The organism is Novosphingobium beihaiense (assembly GCF_022832375.1).
Classification (GTDB): Bacteria; Pseudomonadota; Alphaproteobacteria; order Sphingomonadales; family Sphingomonadaceae; genus Novosphingobium; species Novosphingobium beihaiensis.
Window position 1 is genome coordinate 1 of record NZ_JALHLG010000044.1, and the last position, 17579, is coordinate 17579.

Here is a 17579-nt window from a genome sequence, read left to right on the forward strand (position 1 = left end):
TGTGAGGAAAAATCGTTTCCGCGGGACGCAGACTATCGGGCTACTTAATGAGCAGGACGCCGGCCACTCGCCATCACTCACAAATCGACGCCCTCTTCAAGGTTTCCAGGATCGGAGGGTTCAACGGGAAAGGCCAATTGCGAGGCAAGATCAATACGTGCGGTCAAGAGCCTCGTCGAAAATTGTCATATACTTGCTGCCGTACAGGTCCCATCCTCCAAGGTTCTTGATCTTAGACATACCCGCTTCTGACATGCTGTCGCGGAGATCAGGATCATCCGCCAGTTGCTGCAGACGATCGGTGATGCTTTGCGGATCCCGTATGGGGACAATGAAACCTTCGCTCCCATCGGAGAACAGATCTTCGCCGCCGGTATTCCGGCTGGCGATCACTGGACATCCGCTTGCAAGGGCCTCGGCCTGAACCAATGCCATCCCTTCTTCGATACTGGGGAGCACCATGGCATGTGCTTGGCTCATTATTTCAGGTAATTCGGTATTCGGTACTATGCCCATGAATTCCACGTTCTCGAGCGGTGCCGTTCTCAGGTAGTCCCGCATTTCGGGCAGCACAGATCCAACAATCTTCAATACCTTATTAGGGTGTCGCAGCGCTTTGAACGCTTCAAGCAGGTATGGGATGCCCTTACGGAAACGGACCCCCCCGACGAAGAGCACGACGAACTGATCCTTGGGAGGGCTCCCCTTCTTCTGGAAGCGGCTGAGATCTGCACCATAGCCGTTGACGATGATTTTGTCTGCGGCAACACCTCGTTGGATAAAACTCTGCTTTACAAACGATGATGGCACAACAATCCGATCTGCCATGGCGTATTCCGCCTCCTCACGAGCGATAAACCGTGGGCTCGTTTGGGGGGCTTCGGCGCCCCAGCGCGTAAATTCCTCAGCCATGAGGTCGTCACCATACGCGATGTGCGACGAACCGCGTTCGCAGATGTAGATGCCGCCGCGCTTCTGAACGGCGCCTCCCGCTACGAGACCTGATCCCGACAAGGCAACGAAGACATCGCATTGCGGCAACCGCCTCATTATGTGCCGATCATGTAGATCAACCTTGAGATGTTGCAGGAACCTATCGAAAGGTGTCGAAATGCCAAAGCGACCCTTGCCCAGTAGGAATGTCTCGATCAACGCATCGGACTCGACTTTTTCTGGAGGTAAGCCTTCATCTCTTAGTTTGAACCTTGGATAGGTTGAAAATATTTTTTTTAGAACACCTCTTCTTTCCAGCTGTCTGGCCAGATGGAAAAAATGGAACTTGCCCCACGTTGAAAGAACCACCTTCACAAGAGCTTCTCCGTTTCTATGAAAAGCGGAATTTCATGTACCCCGCAGTGAATACAGTCAGCCCTGCATTTCATGATAGAATATCAATAATATCATGCGATCCCCCTGAGTATGCGGCTAACTCGTCCCGATGCTTGTTGTGCACCTGTCGAGAGGTGCGGCCAGATTGGAGCACGCATCAATATCGTTATCGACGATGCTTTTTAAGCGAATTGCAGAGAATGGCGAATGTAACTTGGAAAAACAAAACGCGCACTGTGGAATCCAAATATTAGGAAAATGGTGGCGTGCTTTTTGTGAAAAGAAATGGCACTGATATTCGCGAGCGCGCTCTTTGTTCATCCAGGAGGATTCGAAAGAATTTTTGCAATCTTTTCTCCAGTGTGGCAGTTATAAGCCAGCTCAGTGCGATACACAGCGCCATAGCAACGCATACGGAAAGTATAGGCCCAATTCCGATGATGCGTTTGATTATTTCCACTCCGAGCAGATCGTGCACGAGATAGAGTGGATAGGTCATGAGGCCTATAGTGCGGATCCAGTTTGCAGGCTTGATTGCATCTCGCCAATAGATAGATGCAAGCATCAGGCACATTGAAAGCAACCAGACGAATATTGCCAATGCTGGGGTTTGATTGATACCGGCAACGTCGGGTTGCCCATGATGTTCGCTGATTATTTGGCCAATTCCGGCGGATATACACATGCCAATCAATACTATTCGTGCTGGTGTTATTTTGTGGATGCACAGCCAAAATGTAATTCCAAGGGAAAAGAAGCAGCCATGTTGGACGAGCATGATTGAAAATTCGCGACTTCTATAAATTTCGTCGATAAATTCTGGCTTCACTGTGTAGAATAGGAGCCAGAATGTGCAGGATATGGCCGCAATAAAGACGGACAGCCATTCAACGTATTTGAATTTATTGACTGCAAGGAGGATGAATATTTCAAAGTAGAAGAAAATCTCAAGTCCAAGTGTCCAGTAGACCTTGTCGATATATGGCGGTTTTGGGAAAAATGTGAGCGCCGCGACCCACCGTTTCAACGCCACGCCTACTGGCGGGTCTCCGGAATAAAAGATTACGAGTAGCGTAATGGTCGAGCAGATCCAAGCTGCTGGCACGAGCCTGACGATACGACTTGACAGAAATTTAAATGCTGTTGCACCGCTTGCAGTATAGGAGATTACAAACCCAGATAGAACGAAGAAAATCTGCACACCAATCCAGCCAAAGGCTGGGAATGTCCAGATCGGTTCTATGGAATGGCTGCTGTGGGAAGGGCTGATCCATGAGCTGAAGAAGAAATGTTCGGCCATGACAAGAAATGCGGCCAAGAATCTTACAATATCCAGTCCAACGATGTGCTTGGTTCGCATATCTCATTGTAACCCATTTGTTTCTGTCACAGCTGCGTCAATCTTTCTTTTTAGGAAGCGGAACTCGCCATCGTTTGCAGGGTACGTTCCAAAAACTGGAAATCATCCGGCCAATCGATGTCAAAAGCGTGTGTTCGGTCGACCTCGAACAGCGAAGGTCTTGCGCCTATGCGATCCTTTGCCCGGGCCATCAACTCGCGATCTATTACGAATATCGTTGAATTGACTTCGTAGATTGGTCGAAGATCTTGAGTTTGTGGCCATTTGTGCACCGACCGGTCGTGGGAAATGCAGCCGCTTTCATCCCACAGGAACGTTTGCAGCCGCGTCACTCCCATGAGACTGTCGGCCTCACCAGAGGTCACTCCATTGCGATAAGCAGACAGTGCCGAATCTATCTGCTCGCTTCCAAAGAAAGGAGATGTGACGTGCATCCACGCAACGACGCCTTCTGGCATGATTGTCGGGACATATTCAACGAAGGCATCAAGTGTATCCGCAACTGCAAATTCGGCTGGTCGGCTTTCAATCGCGAGATACTTGCCCTCCGGCCTCAGTTGCTCGGCGATTTCCATGCACAGAAGATCGTCTGTCGACAGGACAACGCCGTCGAGCATGTGGGAGGCGAAGACCTGCCGCAATTTCAGTTCCAGTAAGCCGCCGGGATAACCGGGCAGCGGCCTGGTGTTCTTGTTCGGGATCCGTTGACTTCCCTTGCGACAGGGAATCATTGCGAAAATGGGAGATGCGTTCACATCGCGTCCTTTGAGGCTGCCGCTTCGGGGGCTGCGAGGGCAAGGTATTCGAGCAAATCTGGCAGCCTCGAAATTTCCTTGAAGCCGTGCTTATGCTGCAGGGTCTGCATGGTTGCCGGATCTGCAGCCCAAGTTGCCAGATAGATGAAGTCGCAGCCGCGCTCGCAGCTCGCTAGCCAGTCCGCTTTCGCGTCCCCCACAAAGGTGATGTCGTGGGGGCGGTCTAGCAGTGCTATAACGCGTGCGATATTGTCGGTTTTGGTGCTTGGCGAACCAAAAATGCGGCGAAAGAAACGAGCCAGCCCCATCTCTTCGAGAACTGAAATGAGTTCAATCTCATCTGATCCTGAAACCACGAACATAGGGATATCATGGCGATCGAAAGTCTCCAGTGTCTCCATTGTCCCTTCCGTAAGTGCCTGGCAGGGATAGCGCTGCCGGCATTCCTTGCTGAAAGAAGCAAGAAGCATGTCCTTTTCGCCATCGATCGCTGCACGTCCAAGGTATCGTTCGAAGAACGTGTCGATCATGCGATAGCGCGATAGTCCGAATGCCGTTGTTTGGTAGGCCAGAAATGCATCGACGGCATCAGGCGGATAGGTGCTGAGGATATCCCCAAACACCTGCGTCTTCATGCGATTGGAGTCCAAAAGAACACCGTCGCAGTCAAAGACTACACAAAGCGGACGGGTCATTTGTGCCTCACTGAAGCAGGCCGTAGATCGAAATGGTGGGGATTTTATACAGTGTAGGCGTCAGCGACATAACATTGCTTCCCCAACGGGTCTTCGCCTGATTGAGGGCCAGCTGGACATCGCGTGCATTATGCTGATCGGCTAGACTGGCGTTCTGGTAGCCGTCAAAGCCGGCCAGATAGATTTTGCTTGCGCCCAAGCTTTCAGCAGTTGCAAAAGCAAGATCGAGCGGCGGCTCGTCGGTGATCGGCCCCAGCTTGGCGCGTGCGTCGCCTGATGTCCAATTGACGACCTGGTAGACATTTTCTGCCATGGGTGTCGATCCGGGCAGGCGGGGCGGTTCCTGCGTCACGATATAACGGTCTGCGCGGTACAGGATTGATGCCCCATCCCCATTCAGGCGGGCCACCTCTTGACCGGCCAGACAGTATATTTGCGCATTCGGCAGGGCGTCGAACAGTTCGGCGCGGCGCGTAGTCGAGTGCACGACGATCGCGTTGTGATCGGCAACAAACTGGCGGAGGGCCTCGATGTGCTCGACCACACTCTCGCCACCGCCTACGATAACAACCGGGCGGCCTGCGAAATCCTTGGTTACTTGTGATTTCGCCAGAGTCGGAAAATCATGGGTGTCGGTCTTTCCGTCACCCTGTTGGCGAAGGGCGGCTACGATTGAGCTCATGCTGTAGCGACGAGTGCCCAGCCAGTCCATCACATCTGCCTGCGGCAATCCTTCCAAGCCAGACACCATATAGGCTAGGTTCGTGCCCCATTCGTACTTCTTCTGGAGTTTGCCAAACTGCTCCACGGTGGCAGAAAGGGCAGGGAAATCGACGTCGAAATCCTTTTTAGCAGCAAAATAGCCCGCCATCAGCTCGGTTTTGGTATTGCCTGCGCCGCGGCCCATGCCCTGGATTGTTGCATCGACGATGGTGGCACCGGCTTCGATCGCAGCCAAGCTGTTGGCGAACGCCAGAGAAATATTGTCGTGCCCATGGAAGCCGATTGGTTGAGGCAGAAAATCTTTTGCAGCAGCTACCGCGCGCGCCACTTCGGCTGGTGTGCATCCGCCATAGCTATCGACCAGCGCTACCACGGCCGCCTTCACTTGGGCTAGTGGCTCCAGAACCTGTGGCATATCGACATAGGTGTTCAGATACATGATGTTCAGGCCGACCTGAAAACCCAGTGTGTCGCAGGCCTCGGCCAGTTCTGCCACTCGGGCCAAGCGTGACGGGGCGACGGCGAAGCGCACCATGTCTACCACCCCTTGCAACTCGCCAATCAGGCTTTCGATCACTTCAGGGCTGATGTCCTTCTCGTCAAGCATCACGACGAGGCTTTGGTCCATTCGCAGGTTCGCCTTGCAGTGCTCGAGCACGCTTCGGGGGGTGTGATAGAACCGTCCCATGTATTTTGATTTTACGACGCCACGGTAGCCGATCTCGACTGCTGCAACGCTTTGTGCGCCCTTCATAGCGGAGAGATAGCCCGACAGAGTGTCGTCTTCGAAGTCCCAGTTTGTATAGTAGCCCCCATCCCGAAGGGTACAATCAAGGATTCCGCTTAAATTCTGGTGCATGACCCCGCCTTATCGGACGCTGATGAAACTTATGCAATGTGGCCAGTGTAAGAGGCCTGAGCGTTTTTGCCAGATTTTGTTGCGGGCGCGAACATGAACAGGCGATCCATTCGCCTGCGGTCCGACTCAACGCCACTGGACCTGTATCTAGCTGGTGCTCTGTCATCACGACCAATGCCGTTATTGCCCAAGCCATCCGCAATAGCGGGCTATTTCAGCTCCAAAATCGTCTTCAGAGGGAGGTCGCGGAGCCTCTTCTGCGGCTAAGGAGCCGCTTTCGATCCGATCGAGCATGTCCAAAATTGCTGCAGCGAGAGCTTCAGGGCCGCCATCAAAAACACTGACCCATGCCGAATTTTCAAAAATTTCGCTAGCACCGCTTTGTCGGTGCATGACGACTGGCGTCTCTCGCGCCAGTGCTTCAAGGGCAGGCAAACCGAAGCCTTGCACCGCTGGCATCACGAACATCGCGGCGTTGCCGTAAAGTTTTTCAAGGTCTGCCTCCGAAACGAAGCCATGGAAAACCACAGATTTGTTCAAGCCCAGCGTCGTGCATTTACTTTGCAGCATTGCGGCTTCGGCGCCTGCCCCGGCAATGTCCAGCACCAAGCGCGTATCCGGGCGGGTTCGCACCACCGTTTCGAATGCCTCGATCAGCCAATCGATGCGCTTGTTTGGTTCAAGCCTGGAAACCGAAAGCAGATGTGGGCCAAGCGCCATTCTTGCATGCAGCGGCTTACGTATGGCCGGCAAAGCCTCTTTCGCGCCGATATAGATCGTTGCAGGTTTGACGCCATAGAGGCTGCGCAGTTCTACGCCGAGATAGTTGGCATTTGCAATTACACCGTCCGCGCGTCTGAAGCCTCGTTTCGCCATACGCATGAACATCCATCCCTGAGCCTGCTGCTTCAAACGCGTAAGCGTTCCGAGTTCCCGGGGCAGCGTCTGCAATGATGGGGTGTCAGCTACACGAACGCTATATCCTGTCAGTCCCGCGAGGCCCGCATGCACCGCAGCCTGTATGCCGAACAGGAGGACTTGCCCTAGAGGGCTTTGACCGGCGAGGTAGGCCTTCAATGCCCGTGCTTTGCTCCAAGCCCCGCCGTTTGGGTTGAGTATCACCAAGTCTAGTTGCCAGTCAGCGTGACGCTGCAGGCCGACGTGATCGAAGTAGCAGACAATGCGATGGGCAATTCCGCGGACATGGAGGGCGTGGCTTAGTCCCAGCAGTACGCGCTCCTCGCCTCCAAAGGCTTCAACCTCTGGATAAAAAATGATGGCGCTCATACTGCCGTTTTCTCCATTTCGGCATTCCCCGCATTTCTAGAATATTGCCCATCAAGAAGGGCGGAGAAGGACTTTAGCCACCCCTTTCTGTCAAACCGCTTCAGGTTTTCGTAGCCGCGTTCAACGAGGCCTTCCGCGCAAGCGCGTTCAGAAAAGACCTTGACCAATGCTTCAGCCATTTTGGATGCATCAAGCGGAGCAATAATCGCGCCCGCACCGGCAACTTCAGGTAAGGATGCAACGTCGCTCGTTACGACGGGGAGCCCGAAAGCCTGCGCCTCGAGAATCGGCCAGCCGAAACCCTCGTAACGTGAGGGGAACAGCAACGCGCCAACTGTGCGGTATATTTCATGCAAGGTGTCGTTCGGCACCCGCTTTAGCCAGACGACCTTGTCGTCAATCCCCAAGGACCGGGACAGCTTTTCCGCACGATCAATGTCCAGACCGATGACCATAAGCCGCGTGCTTTCCGGCAGACGCGCACGCGCGCGTGCGAAGACTTCTATACTCAGTTCTGCATTCTTGTAGAACGATGTGGCGAAGCAAAGTATGTCGCTGGTGCGTGCCGCCAGTGGAATTCTTGGCTGGCCGGCAAATTCCTCGATCGCCGGCGGTAGGCAGTTATGAACCACGGATACCTTTTCCGGAGCCATTCCCGTGAGGTCGAGAAAGTCACGCCGTGTCGCGTCTGATACGCAGATTACATGATCCGCTTGCTTTAGCCCGTGCATATTCGCACGCTGCAGCCAACGTCCCAGGCGCGATGGTTGCCACCCGGGAAGTCTGCCGATCATGACCAAGTGGGCGATCAGGTCGTGACAGACGATAAGTTTGGTTCTGGCACGCAGAAAAGGCAAATAGAGCGCAAGGCCCTGGTCGCCGATCAGGGCGAGAGTAGCCTTCGGAAACGCAAAGGGCGCCAGCATATATTTGTCAATGACCGAGGTCAGCTTCTTGAAACGCCCCTGCGCCTGGCCGAATATGACTTTCGGCCGGGCCAAGTGGACAGCGTTTCCGGCCCAAGCCGTACAAGCTTCGACCAGCATTTCATTATATTGCAACATGCTATGCTGGTGATCGAGCTCGTAGTTGCCGATGACTACAATACCGCGTTGCGCACGATCGGTGCGCCTGTCGCCAACCATTCTCAATCTACTTAGCAAAAATTGCCCCCCACAGTTAGGCGCTGGGGGAGCGCGCCAACGCAGCACCATATTATTTTAGCGTAAAATCAACCATTATGCTACCGCAGAAAAGCGGTATTCAGTCATTGACAGGGCCGAGCGATCCGGTGCTAAGGATCTGAGAGGTGCGACGAACGGGACTCATTCGCGGGAAAAGCATGAAAAAGCTCGACGTAAAATACAAGTTTGAAGACGTCGTTTATGCCCTATATAATAAAGCAGCTGGCGTGAAAGATTTTCTTGACGGTGATTTGCGCAAGAAATTAGCGAAAAACAGTGCTCTAAGGGGACTGCAAGAGGGTAAACGGTGCTTTATTATCGGCAATGGCCCGTCAATAAGGGAGCAGCCGCTACACCTCTTGAGGGATGAGCAGACATTTGTTTGCAATTATTTTTTTAAGCATGAGAACATAAGGGAAATCAATCCTAAATATTACTTTGTTATAGATGGTAAGCTGTCCACCGGCGAATGGCCTATTTCCATGCTGGCTGAGATCCAGGAACATTGCCCGAATGCTTCTCTCTTTTTGGATGGAGCGCAAAAGCATAAGCCAGAGGCTTACGAATATGACAGGAAATTCGGTGTCCATTGGGTTGCGGGTGGCAGAATAATTCACCCGGGATACGGGTTTCCCATTGATTTGACGCGGCGAATTGGGGGCGACAATGTCGTCAAGATTGCGCTCCACGCCTCCATATATATGGGGTTCAAGGAGATCTATATTCTTGGAGTTGATGGTGATGGCCTCTTCAGAGATTTGTTGGGCCAGAGTTCTCATTTCTATGCCGCGCCACCGGAAAATGCCACAATGGACTATCGCCGCATGGAACTGGATCTTTGGCACTGCACCGAAGGTTTCCGTTCCTGGCGCGCTATTGCTGAGCGTTTCGATCACAGCCCGGTGCGAATCTACAATGCTACCCGGGGTGGCCTGCTGAACATCTTTCCGCGGCGGGCGCTGGAGGATGTCATAGGGTGAGCAATGAGCCGCGCACGCCGCTAGCGGGCAAGGTTGTCCTGTATGTCGGCGAAATGCTCGATGGATCAACCAGTCTGCAGAGGTGTGAGGCTATTGAACGACAGGGGTGTCGTGTCGTGCGGCTGGCTACACGGGCCAGCCAGATCCGCGCCCCGCTGGCAGCGCGTATCATGGCGGCTGCCTATCGAAATGGCATAGAACTGCCAACTCCCGATCCGCTTGATGTCAATGATCGGCTCGCACAGGCAATCGTGGCAGAACGTCCAGATCTGCTGTGGCTTGACAAGGCCTTGGCGGTGATCCCCCAGACTCTGCGCAATGCGCGAGCCAAGCTGCCCGCGCTGGTTATTGCAGGCTATTCTCCCGATGACATGGGGCAGCGCCACAATCGGTCGACGGCGTTCGGTCGGCATCTGCCACTGTACGACATCTTTTTTACAACCAAGAGTTATGGCGTGGCGGAACTTCGAGCGCTTGGTTGCCGGAATCCGGTGTTTGTGGCCAATGCCTATGATCCTGCTTTGCACCGTCCGCTCGATCTCGGACAAGACGAGCGCGAGCGTTTCGGTGGGCCGATTACCTTCATTGGCTCCTATGAACCAGAACGCGCATCTGCAATCGCAGCGATCGTAGACGCGGGACTTCCCGTTCGCGTCTGGGGGGCAGGTTGGCCCGACATCTCTCAATTCCCATCAGGAATGACAGTTGAAGGGCGTGCGCTCTATGGCGAGGACTATGTTCGAACCCTTTGCGCGTCGGACATTAATCTGTGTTTCCTGCGCAAGCTCAATCGCGACCAGCAAACGACACGCAGCGTCGAGATTCCGGCTTGTGGCGCATTCATGCTTGCCGAGAGGACTTCTGAGCATGAGGCGCTATTCACCGAAGGGCAAGAGGCCGAGTATTTTGCCGGCATTGATGAGCTCATCGCCAAATGTTTCTTCTATCTCAAACATCCAGATAAGCGCGCGTCCATCGCTGCAGCCGGCTTGGCGCGGTGCCGTCGTGACGGGTATAGTAACGATCAACGCATGAAAAGCATGCTCGAAAAGTCCTTTGCAATGGAAGCCCGCGCGTGAGCAACTCACCTCTTTTGAAACGCGTGATCCGAGGTATGAGCGGTCAGGCATTCTCGCGGGGAGCCATCTTCATTAACACGCTCGGTGTCGTCCCGATGCTTCTCGCTGCGTGGGGGCTGACTGTCTATGGCGAATGGATCACGCTCACTGCCATCGCAACTCTGACTTCGCTCAGCAACTTCGGTCTCGCTAATGCTGCCAGCACCGAGATCTTGAAGGCTACCGGAGCTTCGGACAATGATCGCGCCCAGACGGTATTCGGAACCGCATTCATCGCGCTTGCCTGTATCTTCGGTCCGGTTCTGCTCGTGATTTTTGGCTTGGTACTTGTTTTGCCGGTAGCCGAAATGCTCAAGATCACACATGTTTCGAACACCGGGATAATCATTATCACGATGGCAATGGCCTCGCAGGTGTGGCTCAACACTGTAAAAGGCCTGTTTTTCGGCGCTAGCTTTTCATCCGGCACATATGCGGCACCAAACTTGGTCTCCGGGCTTGTGAAGCTCCTCGAACTTGCGAGCCTGGGCGTGGCCGTCGGTTATTTTCACGGAGGTCCCGCATATGCTGCTGTAGTCATAGCGTGCGTTGCCGGCCTTGATCTGATCGCACAGGCGGCCTTGGCAGTGCGAGCCGCGCCATGGTTGAAGCTTCGGAACGTGGGGATCGACCGGACCTGTCTGAAAATGTTGATGGGACCATCCATGGGAGCGGCGCTCCTGCATCTCGGCGTCAACTTCGTTGGCGTCCAGGGACCGCGGATCATCCTAAGCTCGGTTGCAGGTCCCGAAGCCGTGGGCGTATTCAGTGTCTATGCGACGGCAACCCGCATCATAGATCAGATCAGCTCTCTCGCAATGTCCGTCTTTCAGATCGAGTTTTCTCGCACAAGCGGTGGCGGACAGACGGATGTCACCATGAAATTGCTCTCTGTGGGCGGTCGTATCAATGTGGCCAGTTGTCTGATCCTCTCATGCGGCCTGCTGGTCGGCGGTCCGATTGCATTCGACATGTGGACACACGGCAGGGTTTCGTTCGAATATCCATTGGCTTGCGCTTTCTTGCTGGCAACGCTGTTCGTTCAGACTGCCAAGGCGCCACTCACCTATCTTCAGGGGGCGAACTATCTGTTCAAGCCCGTTGTCACCATGCTGATCGCGGGTGCTATTGGTTTGGCTATCGGTTCGCCATTGGCCCATGCTTGGGGGCCTCTTGGAATGGCTATGGGCAAGATTCTTGCCGAAGGCTTGGCTCTTATTGTCGTCACTGTCTTCGCAGCGCATTCAATCGGTACTAACTCTCGAACGCTGCTGCTCACCCAGTTCAACCTGTTGGGTTTTATGCGTCAGGCTTACGGTCTCTGGCGCACCTCACTCCGGCGCTCTCCCGCGTAAATTCCGCATTTTGACGTGATGGTAACTTTGTGAGCAGCCGAAAAACCGTTTCCTCTCTCCGTGATTTGCCGTGTCCTTCGAGTCGTACCCTGCTGCTTCAGCACGGCGAGAGCAAGGATGCACAGTTCTTGCAGAAGCTGGCGGAATTCGCCGCCCGTCTGGCGCAGTCCGGTGAGCATGGCGCACCATGGTTGGTCGATCAAGCGTTCCACGCGTGACAGCAGCGGCCGATGACGTTGTCGTTGGATGAGAAGGTGCGGTTGGATGTCCAATTGGATATCACGAAAAACCACTGGCGTGTCGCGGATTGAGCTGATTCATTGCTTTTATATTGCAGCGGAGGCAATGCTGACAGAACAGCCGGTTTCAGCGGATATACCGATATGAGGCGCTGAGCACGGCGGGTGATCCGTTTGAGCGGCTTACGGCTGTAGTCGACTTCGAGGTTTTCCGTGGCCCGCTAGTCGTCGCGCTTCGCTGCAGCTCTCGCATCAAGGGGGCGGCTGCGTGCAGGTGGCAATCAGCGCCACACATCCCGTTCCCATGCGCTCGACACTGTTATTGTGCTGCGGCATAAGGCGGTAATGGAATTCTTTCAGCACTATGAAGCGGCGGTCGACTGGGTCGTCAACTTGTGCCCTCCACCTGACAAATTCGCCCATACTTACGTGGGCCTGCTGATCTGGGTTCTGACCGGGATTGTCACGCGGCGTCCGCTCTATATGGCCAGAACGCTGCTTCCCGTCATCGGGCTGGAACTGGTCAACGAAATGATAGACCGCGTCGCGCACGGAGGGTGGATGTGGCATGACACCTTGGCCGATATGGCTGCAACGTGGTTCTGGCCATTCGTGCTGTGTTTCTGCCTGCGCGCGTTTCCCGCGCTGACCGGCCACAAGCCACGCCCGAAGCCGGTCCTAACGCCTTCTGCGCAACACGAGATAAAGGGCCCCTTGGCCCCCGTGCCGCCGGTGCGCGCCACGGATGGCCACGATGTCTGAAGCGTGCTCACTGGCAGCGAGCCAGTCTGATATCTTGGCGCGAATGGCCCCGCGCCGTTCGCTGCGGTCCATCGACTCGCCGGAGCGGGGCTTTCCCGTCACTACCAGCACGACCCGCGCGCCCATTGCCCTGGCCTGAGTCAGCCCGTGCATCAGGCGGCTGTAGGCCTGATCGAGATTCGATCCGTGCAGATCGAGGCTGAAATCCGGCACCAGCGCGCCTTTGGTGATCCGTTTCTCCCAGGATCCATCGAGATGGAGCTGCGTTTCCCCTTTCGTCTTTGGCGGAACCGGCCGCGGCGCGGGCGGCGGTGGCACGCGGCCTTTCGGCTTTTTCTTCGGCGGGGGAGGCGCGGCCTGACGGCCCGAAGCCGGTTCTTCCGGCACCTTCTGCTGCCGGGGCTCTGATCTGTGCGGATGGAGAGGGACAACGGTGCGCGCGACTTGCGCCCAGATGTCCGCTTCCTCCCTGGTCAGCCTGCGGCCTGGCCGCCTCATCGCGCGCCGAGCCGCGCCAGCGTCCCCTTGGGCAGCAGCAACAAGGCCTTGCCATGCCCGCTCATCCCGCCCGCCGTCGTGCGGGCCTCCTTGCCTGCCCCCCAGAAAGTATCGAAGCGGTTCGCCCCCTTGATGGCTCCACCGGTGTCCTGCGCGATCCACAAGCCATCCGCCTCGCTGCGGTCGAGATCGAGCCACACCGGCGCTCCCAGCGGCACGAAGCGCGGATCGGCGGCGACCGAACTGTGAGCCCGCACCGGCACGTTCAACGCCCCCAGCGGGCCATCGCCGGTCAGTTCGCGGAAGAACACATAGGACCTGTTCTCATCCATTAGCGCGCGGCCTTCCGCCGGATGCTCGCGGATGTACTGCATGATGCCCTGCATCGAGCCGGGATATTGCCCCGGCCCATCGCCGATCAGCCCGCGCTCGCGCATGACTTTGCCGATTCCGGTATAGGGTTGGCCGTTCTGGCCTGCATATCCGATCCGCATCACCGTGCCATCAGGGCCCCGCAAACGGCCCGATCCCTGCACCTGCAAGAAAAACAGCTCGACCGGATCTGCGGCCCAGGCGATCTCCAGCCCGCGCCCCATCAGCACGCCCTGTTCGATCGCGGAACGGTCGTAATACTGCATGAACCGGCCATCGCGGCCATACCGGCCGAGCGGCATCCGGCCATTGCCCAAAGGCTTGGCATCGCCCGTTTTGGCCCGGACAAGGTCCGGCGGCAGGCCATAGACCGGTACGTCGAACCCGGGCTGACGCCTGCGTACCCCGGCAATCTCCGGTTCGTAATAGCCCGTGGCGAAAGCCTTCCCGTCGCCGATCTGCGCCGTCTCGAAATAGCTGAGGAAGAAAAGGACGGCAGAGCCGCTGCCCCAGTTGGCAGCAGCCGTGCAGGGCTCGCGCCAGTCACCGGGCCGGGTGAGTCCGCTGCCATCGCTTCGCGACATCAGGCGCGGACAGCTTTCCCGGAACGAAGCCAGCGCGGCAGCGGCATCGGGTTCAGACAACGACAACCCGGCGACGGATGGCCCCTCGCGCACGCCCAGCGCCACTGCGTTCTCCGGCGGAGGCAGGCCCGGCTGCCGGGTATCGGGAATGACGCTGGCGCACGACGCCAGCATGGCCAGAAACGAAAGCGCGCCAAACAGGCGAATCAGCCTGCGTTTGTGCGGCGCCGCCAGCACGCTCCCTCCCCGCAAGTTCCCTACTCCTGTGGAGCGCCGCCGCCGGACAGGGCCTCAGCCCTGATCGGTTTCGTCGAGCAACCAGTCGGGATCGGACGAATTGAGCGCGCGCGTAAACGTCCACAGATCCACGGCCTCGACCGCATCGTCGAGCGAACCGGCGACCACCTCGCCATCGGCATTGCGCGTGACGGCGGCGATGTCTGCACGGAAACGCAAGGTAATCCGTGCCGAACCATTTTCGACACCGGCCGCCGTGACCGAGCATTCCTCGATCCGGACCAACCGGTTTTCAAGCGTCTCACCTGCTTCGATGCGGGCATCGATCGCGGCGGCAAAGCTGTTGTAGACGTCATCGTCGCACAAGTGCCGCAGTTCGGCCTTGTCGCCCTTCCAGAACGCTTCCAGAATCATGCGGTAGGCGCAGCGTGCGCCTTCCAAGAAAGCGAAAGCATCGAAACGGCGGTCTGCATTGGCGATTTCGGCGAGCCCGCGCTCCGCATTCGGCGGGGCGAGCGGCATTTCGCGCGGGCGCAGCGCCTGATCGCCGCGGCTGCGTTCGTCAGCCTTGGCGTCGGGCTTGGGCTGGGCCGGAACCCGCGGCGCGCCCGGACGGCCCTGTCGCCCTTCAAAACGGCCCGGGATCGACTCTTCCTCATGCTCGGCACGGCGGCCCAGCACGGAGTAAAGCCGCAGTCCAAGGAATGCCGCAATCATGGCCAGGATCACTATTTCCGGTGTCACGTCCCTTTATATCCCTTTCGCCTGCACGCACCGGCACTCGGGTAAAGAGTCGTGCTGCAGCGTTTCAGCATAGCCTGAGATAGGTACAGTTTACAAATGAACAACGCGTGAGCGGGCAGGTCGGGGTATTTTTCCGCCGGTTCGTGACACTTCCGCCGCTCGCAGGGCTCTTCGCGGGCGTCCCCATCCGGGCCAGGAGCACATATTTTCCGTCTGCGGGTGTTCCACGCGGCCGCAAAATGCTTTAGGCGCGCCCGCTGATACAGATTTCTTTGCGGGAAAGCATACCAATGGCCGACGAAGGCAACGTCATCTCCGATCTCAACCTGGGCAACGGCGCCGACACCGGGCCTTCGGCCGGGATTATCTCCCAGTACATCAAGGATCTCTCGGTCGAGAATCCGAACGCGCCGCAGTGCTTCCAGTGGCAGGAACAGCCCCAGATCGACGTGCAGTTCAACATCGGCGCCCGCGCCATCGAAAGCGACGTGCACGAAGTCGAACTGAAGATTACCTGCGCTTCGAAGACCAGCGAAGGCACGGCCTTCGTCGTCGACCTGAGCTATTGCGCGCTGGTCGGCATGCAGAATCTCGACGAAGGCCAGAGCCACGCGTTCCTCTTTGCCGAGGCGCCGCGCATCCTGTTCCCCTTCGCCCGCCGCGTGATCGCCGATGCCGTGCGCGATGCCGGTTTCGCGCCGCTGATGCTCGAACCGATCGATTTCAACGGCCTCTATGTCCAGCAGCTTCAGGCGCAGGCCCAGCAGCAGGCCGATGCCGAGCAGGGCGAGCCCGCCGGCAACGCCTGACCCCTCTGACAGCGCGGCAGCACCGGCCATGAAAGGCCTTTGGCGATGAGCCTGGTCCGCAACGTCGGCACGATCGGCGGGCTGACCGCGCTCAGCCGCGTGTTCGGTTTCGTGCGCGACATGCTGGTCGCGCGCATTCTGGGCGCGGGGATGGCGGCGGATGCGTTCCAGCTCGCTTTCGTGCTGCCCAATACTTTCCGCAGGCTCTTTGCCGAAGGCGCCTTCTCGGTCGCTTTCGTGCCGATGTACACGCGCACGCTGGCAGGCGAGGGCGGCGAGGATGCCGCCGACAAGTTCGCCAGCGATGTGCTGGCAGTGTTCGTCTGGGTGCTGCTGGGGTTTTCGGCAGTGGCCATGCTGGTAATGCCGGGAATCGTCTGGCTGCTGGCCAGCGAGTTCCGGGAAATACCCGGCAAGTTCGAACTGGCCGTCACGCTTTCGCGCATCACGTTCCCATACCTCGGGCTCGTCAGCCTCGTCGCAATGCTGTCGGGCCTGCTCAATGCCCATTCGAAATTCGCGCCCGGCGCTTTCGTGCCGGTGCTGCTCAATGTGGTGCTGATCACCGGCATCGTCACCGGATACGTCCTGCGCGAAACGGGCGGGACCGATGTGACCGTGGCCTATGTCCAGGCCATCGCCGTGGCCGCCGCGGGCGTTGCGCAATTGCTCTACATGGCATGGGCCACCCGCAAGGCAGGCGTGCGGCTGAAGATTACCCGCCCGCACATCACGCCCGACGTGAAGCGGCTGGCGATGCTGATCCTGCCCGCCACGTTCGGCGCGGGCGTCTATCAGATCAGCCAGTTCGTCGATACGTTCTTCGCCACCTCGCTGGCGCAAGGATCGCTGACGCTGCTCAAATATGCCGACCGGCTGAACCAGATGCCGCTCGGTATCGTCGGCATTGCGCTGGGCACGGCGATCCTGCCGATGCTCTCCCGCCATATCCAGACCGGCGATGCCCGCGAAGCGCAGCGCCTGCAGACCAACGCGGTGGAAATGGCGGCTTTGCTGACTTTGCCCGCCGCCGCGGCGCTGGCCATCTGCGCGCCCGCTTTCGTCACCGCGTTCTTCGTCGGCGGCAAGATGACCACGGCCAATGGCGCGATCATGGCGGACATCGTCGTCGCTCTGGTTGCCGGACTGCCCAGCTATGTGCTGGTCAAGGTATTCCAGCCCGCCTTCTTCAGCCGCGAGGATACGCGCACCCCGGTGTGGGTCTCGGCCGGGGCGCTGATCGTCAATATCGCCGTCAACATCGTGGTCGTGCCGCGCTTCGGCATTGTCGGCCTTGCCGCGGCAACGGCGTTCACCTCCACGCTCAACGTGCTGACGCTCTATGCCATCCTGCAATATCGTGGATGGTTCCACTTCACCGCCAGGCTGGGCGGGCGGATTATCCGCCAGCTTGTCTCCACGGCGGCCATGAGTGCGGTTCTGCTGTGGCTGATGCCGCTAATGGCCAATCGCTATGGCGGCAACGTCATAGAAAAGATCTGGTCGCTCGGTGCGCTGTGTGGTGCGGGGCTCGTCGTGTTCTTCGGCATGGCCTACGTCACCGGCGCGCTGGACAAGGATCTGCTGGCGCAGCTTCGCCGCCGCAAGAAGGCCTCCTGAGGCTTCCAAAGGCGCGGATTTGTGCTAAGGGCCCGCCCCATGCAGGCTTTCTTGCCCCTCCGGAATCAT

Annotated in this window: 16 protein-coding genes and 1 pseudogene; 7 read left to right on the forward strand and 10 right to left on the reverse strand. The window is 57.4% G+C overall.

What is annotated here, in order from left to right; genetic code table 11:
• Nucleotides 1-150: 150 nt before the first annotated feature.
• The 7 genes from MTR66_RS21400 to MTR66_RS18095 all read right to left on the reverse strand — a co-directional run bounded on the left by MTR66_RS21400 (nt 151) and on the right by MTR66_RS18095 (nt 8153).
• Complete coding sequence (locus tag MTR66_RS21400; RefSeq protein ID WP_243923596.1) at nt 151-1308, reverse strand: glycosyltransferase; 1158 nt, start codon at nt 1306-1308, stop codon at nt 151-153.
• A 271-nt stretch (nt 1309-1579) separates the two neighbouring features.
• Entirely contained in the window at nt 1580-2689 is a 1110-nt protein-coding gene (locus tag MTR66_RS18070) for an acyltransferase family protein (protein WP_268740593.1), read from the reverse strand.
• Nucleotides 2690-2739: 50 nt separating this feature from the next.
• On the reverse strand, nt 2740-3444 hold the full coding sequence (locus MTR66_RS18075; RefSeq protein ID WP_243923600.1) for an acylneuraminate cytidylyltransferase family protein: 705 nt from the start codon (nt 3442-3444) through the stop codon (nt 2740-2742).
• Nucleotides 3441-4139, reverse strand: a complete 699-nt coding sequence (locus MTR66_RS18080) for an HAD family hydrolase (protein WP_268740594.1) — start codon at nt 4137-4139, stop codon at nt 3441-3443. The genes MTR66_RS18075 and MTR66_RS18080 overlap by 4 nt, the downstream gene beginning before the upstream one ends.
• Before the next feature lie 7 nt (nt 4140-4146).
• Nucleotides 4147-5721, reverse strand: a complete 1575-nt coding sequence (locus MTR66_RS18085; protein WP_243923604.1) for a beta/alpha barrel domain-containing protein — start codon at nt 5719-5721, stop codon at nt 4147-4149.
• A gap of 180 nt (nt 5722-5901) precedes the next feature.
• Nucleotides 5902-7008 carry a glycosyltransferase family 4 protein gene (locus MTR66_RS18090; protein WP_243923606.1) on the reverse strand — a complete coding sequence of 369 codons (1107 nt, stop codon included), beginning with the start codon at nt 7006-7008 and terminating at the stop codon, nt 5902-5904.
• Nucleotides 7005-8153 carry a glycosyltransferase family 4 protein gene (locus MTR66_RS18095; protein WP_243923608.1) on the reverse strand — a complete coding sequence of 383 codons (1149 nt, stop codon included), beginning with the start codon at nt 8151-8153 and terminating at the stop codon, nt 7005-7007. Before MTR66_RS18095 ends, MTR66_RS18090 begins: the two co-directional genes overlap by 4 nt.
• 197 nt (nt 8154-8350) lie before the next feature.
• On the opposite strand from MTR66_RS18095, the gene MTR66_RS18100 reads away from it, so the two are divergent.
• The 5 genes and pseudogenes from MTR66_RS18100 (at nt 8351) to MTR66_RS18115 (ending at nt 12646) form a co-directional block, all read left to right on the forward strand.
• Entirely contained in the window at nt 8351-9172 is an 822-nt protein-coding gene (locus MTR66_RS18100; RefSeq protein WP_243923609.1) for a motility associated factor glycosyltransferase family protein, read from the forward strand.
• A complete protein-coding gene (locus MTR66_RS21405) occupies nt 9169-10251 on the forward strand; it encodes a CgeB family protein (RefSeq protein ID WP_243923610.1) in 1083 nt (360 codons plus the stop codon). The genes MTR66_RS18100 and MTR66_RS21405 overlap by 4 nt, the downstream gene beginning before the upstream one ends.
• 14 nt (nt 10252-10265) lie before the next feature.
• Nucleotides 10266-11645 carry a lipopolysaccharide biosynthesis protein gene (locus tag MTR66_RS18110; protein WP_243923611.1) on the forward strand — a complete coding sequence of 460 codons (1380 nt, stop codon included), beginning with the start codon at nt 10266-10268 and terminating at the stop codon, nt 11643-11645.
• A 373-nt stretch (nt 11646-12018) separates the two neighbouring features.
• Nucleotides 12019-12144: pseudogene (locus tag MTR66_RS21475) on the forward strand (IS5/IS1182 family transposase); the annotation flags it as partial.
• 85 nt (nt 12145-12229) lie between these two features.
• Nucleotides 12230-12646 carry a hypothetical protein gene (locus MTR66_RS18115; RefSeq protein WP_243923612.1) on the forward strand — a complete coding sequence of 139 codons (417 nt, stop codon included), beginning with the start codon at nt 12230-12232 and terminating at the stop codon, nt 12644-12646.
• On the opposite strand, the gene MTR66_RS18120 is transcribed toward MTR66_RS18115, so the two are convergent.
• The 3 genes from MTR66_RS18120 to MTR66_RS18130 form a co-directional block, all read right to left on the reverse strand.
• Nucleotides 12563-13144: a Smr/MutS family protein gene (locus MTR66_RS18120; protein ID WP_243923613.1), complete on the reverse strand. Its 582-nt coding sequence runs from the start codon at nt 13142-13144 to the stop codon at nt 12563-12565. The two genes, MTR66_RS18115 and MTR66_RS18120, sit on opposite strands and share 84 nt — an antisense overlap.
• A complete protein-coding gene (gene mltA, locus MTR66_RS18125; protein ID WP_243923661.1) occupies nt 13141-14274 on the reverse strand; it encodes a murein transglycosylase A in 1134 nt (377 codons plus the stop codon). The genes MTR66_RS18120 and mltA overlap by 4 nt, the downstream gene beginning before the upstream one ends.
• 117 nt (nt 14275-14391) lie before the next feature.
• Nucleotides 14392-15081, reverse strand: coding sequence for a Tim44/TimA family putative adaptor protein (locus MTR66_RS18130; protein WP_243923614.1), 690 nt, complete (start codon nt 15079-15081; stop codon nt 14392-14394).
• A gap of 290 nt (nt 15082-15371) precedes the next feature.
• Here MTR66_RS18130 and secB point away from each other — a divergent pair, with 290 nt between their 5' ends.
• Together secB and murJ are read left to right on the forward strand one after the other, a co-directional pair.
• Entirely contained in the window at nt 15372-15890 is a 519-nt protein-coding gene (gene secB / locus MTR66_RS18135) for a protein-export chaperone SecB (protein ID WP_243923615.1), read from the forward strand.
• A gap of 45 nt (nt 15891-15935) precedes the next feature.
• Nucleotides 15936-17510 carry a murein biosynthesis integral membrane protein MurJ gene (gene murJ / locus MTR66_RS18140; RefSeq protein ID WP_243923617.1) on the forward strand — a complete coding sequence of 525 codons (1575 nt, stop codon included), beginning with the start codon at nt 15936-15938 and terminating at the stop codon, nt 17508-17510.
• Nucleotides 17511-17579 lie beyond the last annotated feature (69 nt).

Coding starts and splice junctions, on each gene's coding strand:
- MTR66_RS18070 (WP_268740593.1), bottom strand. CDS start 2,689: ATGCGAACCAAGCACATCGTTGGACTGGATATTGTAAGATTCTTGGCC.
- MTR66_RS18080 (WP_268740594.1), bottom strand. CDS start 4,139: ATGACCCGTCCGCTTTGTGTAGTCTTTGACTGCGACGGTGTTCTTTTG.
- MTR66_RS18085 (WP_243923604.1), bottom strand. CDS start 5,721: ATGCACCAGAATTTAAGCGGAATCCTTGATTGTACCCTTCGGGATGGG.
- MTR66_RS18090 (WP_243923606.1), bottom strand. CDS start 7,008: ATGAGCGCCATCATTTTTTATCCAGAGGTTGAAGCCTTTGGAGGCGAG.
- MTR66_RS18095 (WP_243923608.1), bottom strand. CDS start 8,153: ATGGTTGGCGACAGGCGCACCGATCGTGCGCAACGCGGTATTGTAGTC.
- MTR66_RS18100 (WP_243923609.1), top strand. CDS start 8,351: ATGAAAAAGCTCGACGTAAAATACAAGTTTGAAGACGTCGTTTATGCC.
- MTR66_RS18115 (WP_243923612.1), top strand. CDS start 12,230: ATGGAATTCTTTCAGCACTATGAAGCGGCGGTCGACTGGGTCGTCAAC.
- MTR66_RS18120 (WP_243923613.1), bottom strand. CDS start 13,144: ATGAGGCGGCCAGGCCGCAGGCTGACCAGGGAGGAAGCGGACATCTGG.
- mltA (WP_243923661.1), bottom strand. CDS start 14,274: ATGCTGGCGTCGTGCGCCAGCGTCATTCCCGATACCCGGCAGCCGGGC.
- secB (WP_243923615.1), top strand. CDS start 15,372: ATGGCCGACGAAGGCAACGTCATCTCCGATCTCAACCTGGGCAACGGC.
- murJ (WP_243923617.1), top strand. CDS start 15,936: ATGAGCCTGGTCCGCAACGTCGGCACGATCGGCGGGCTGACCGCGCTC.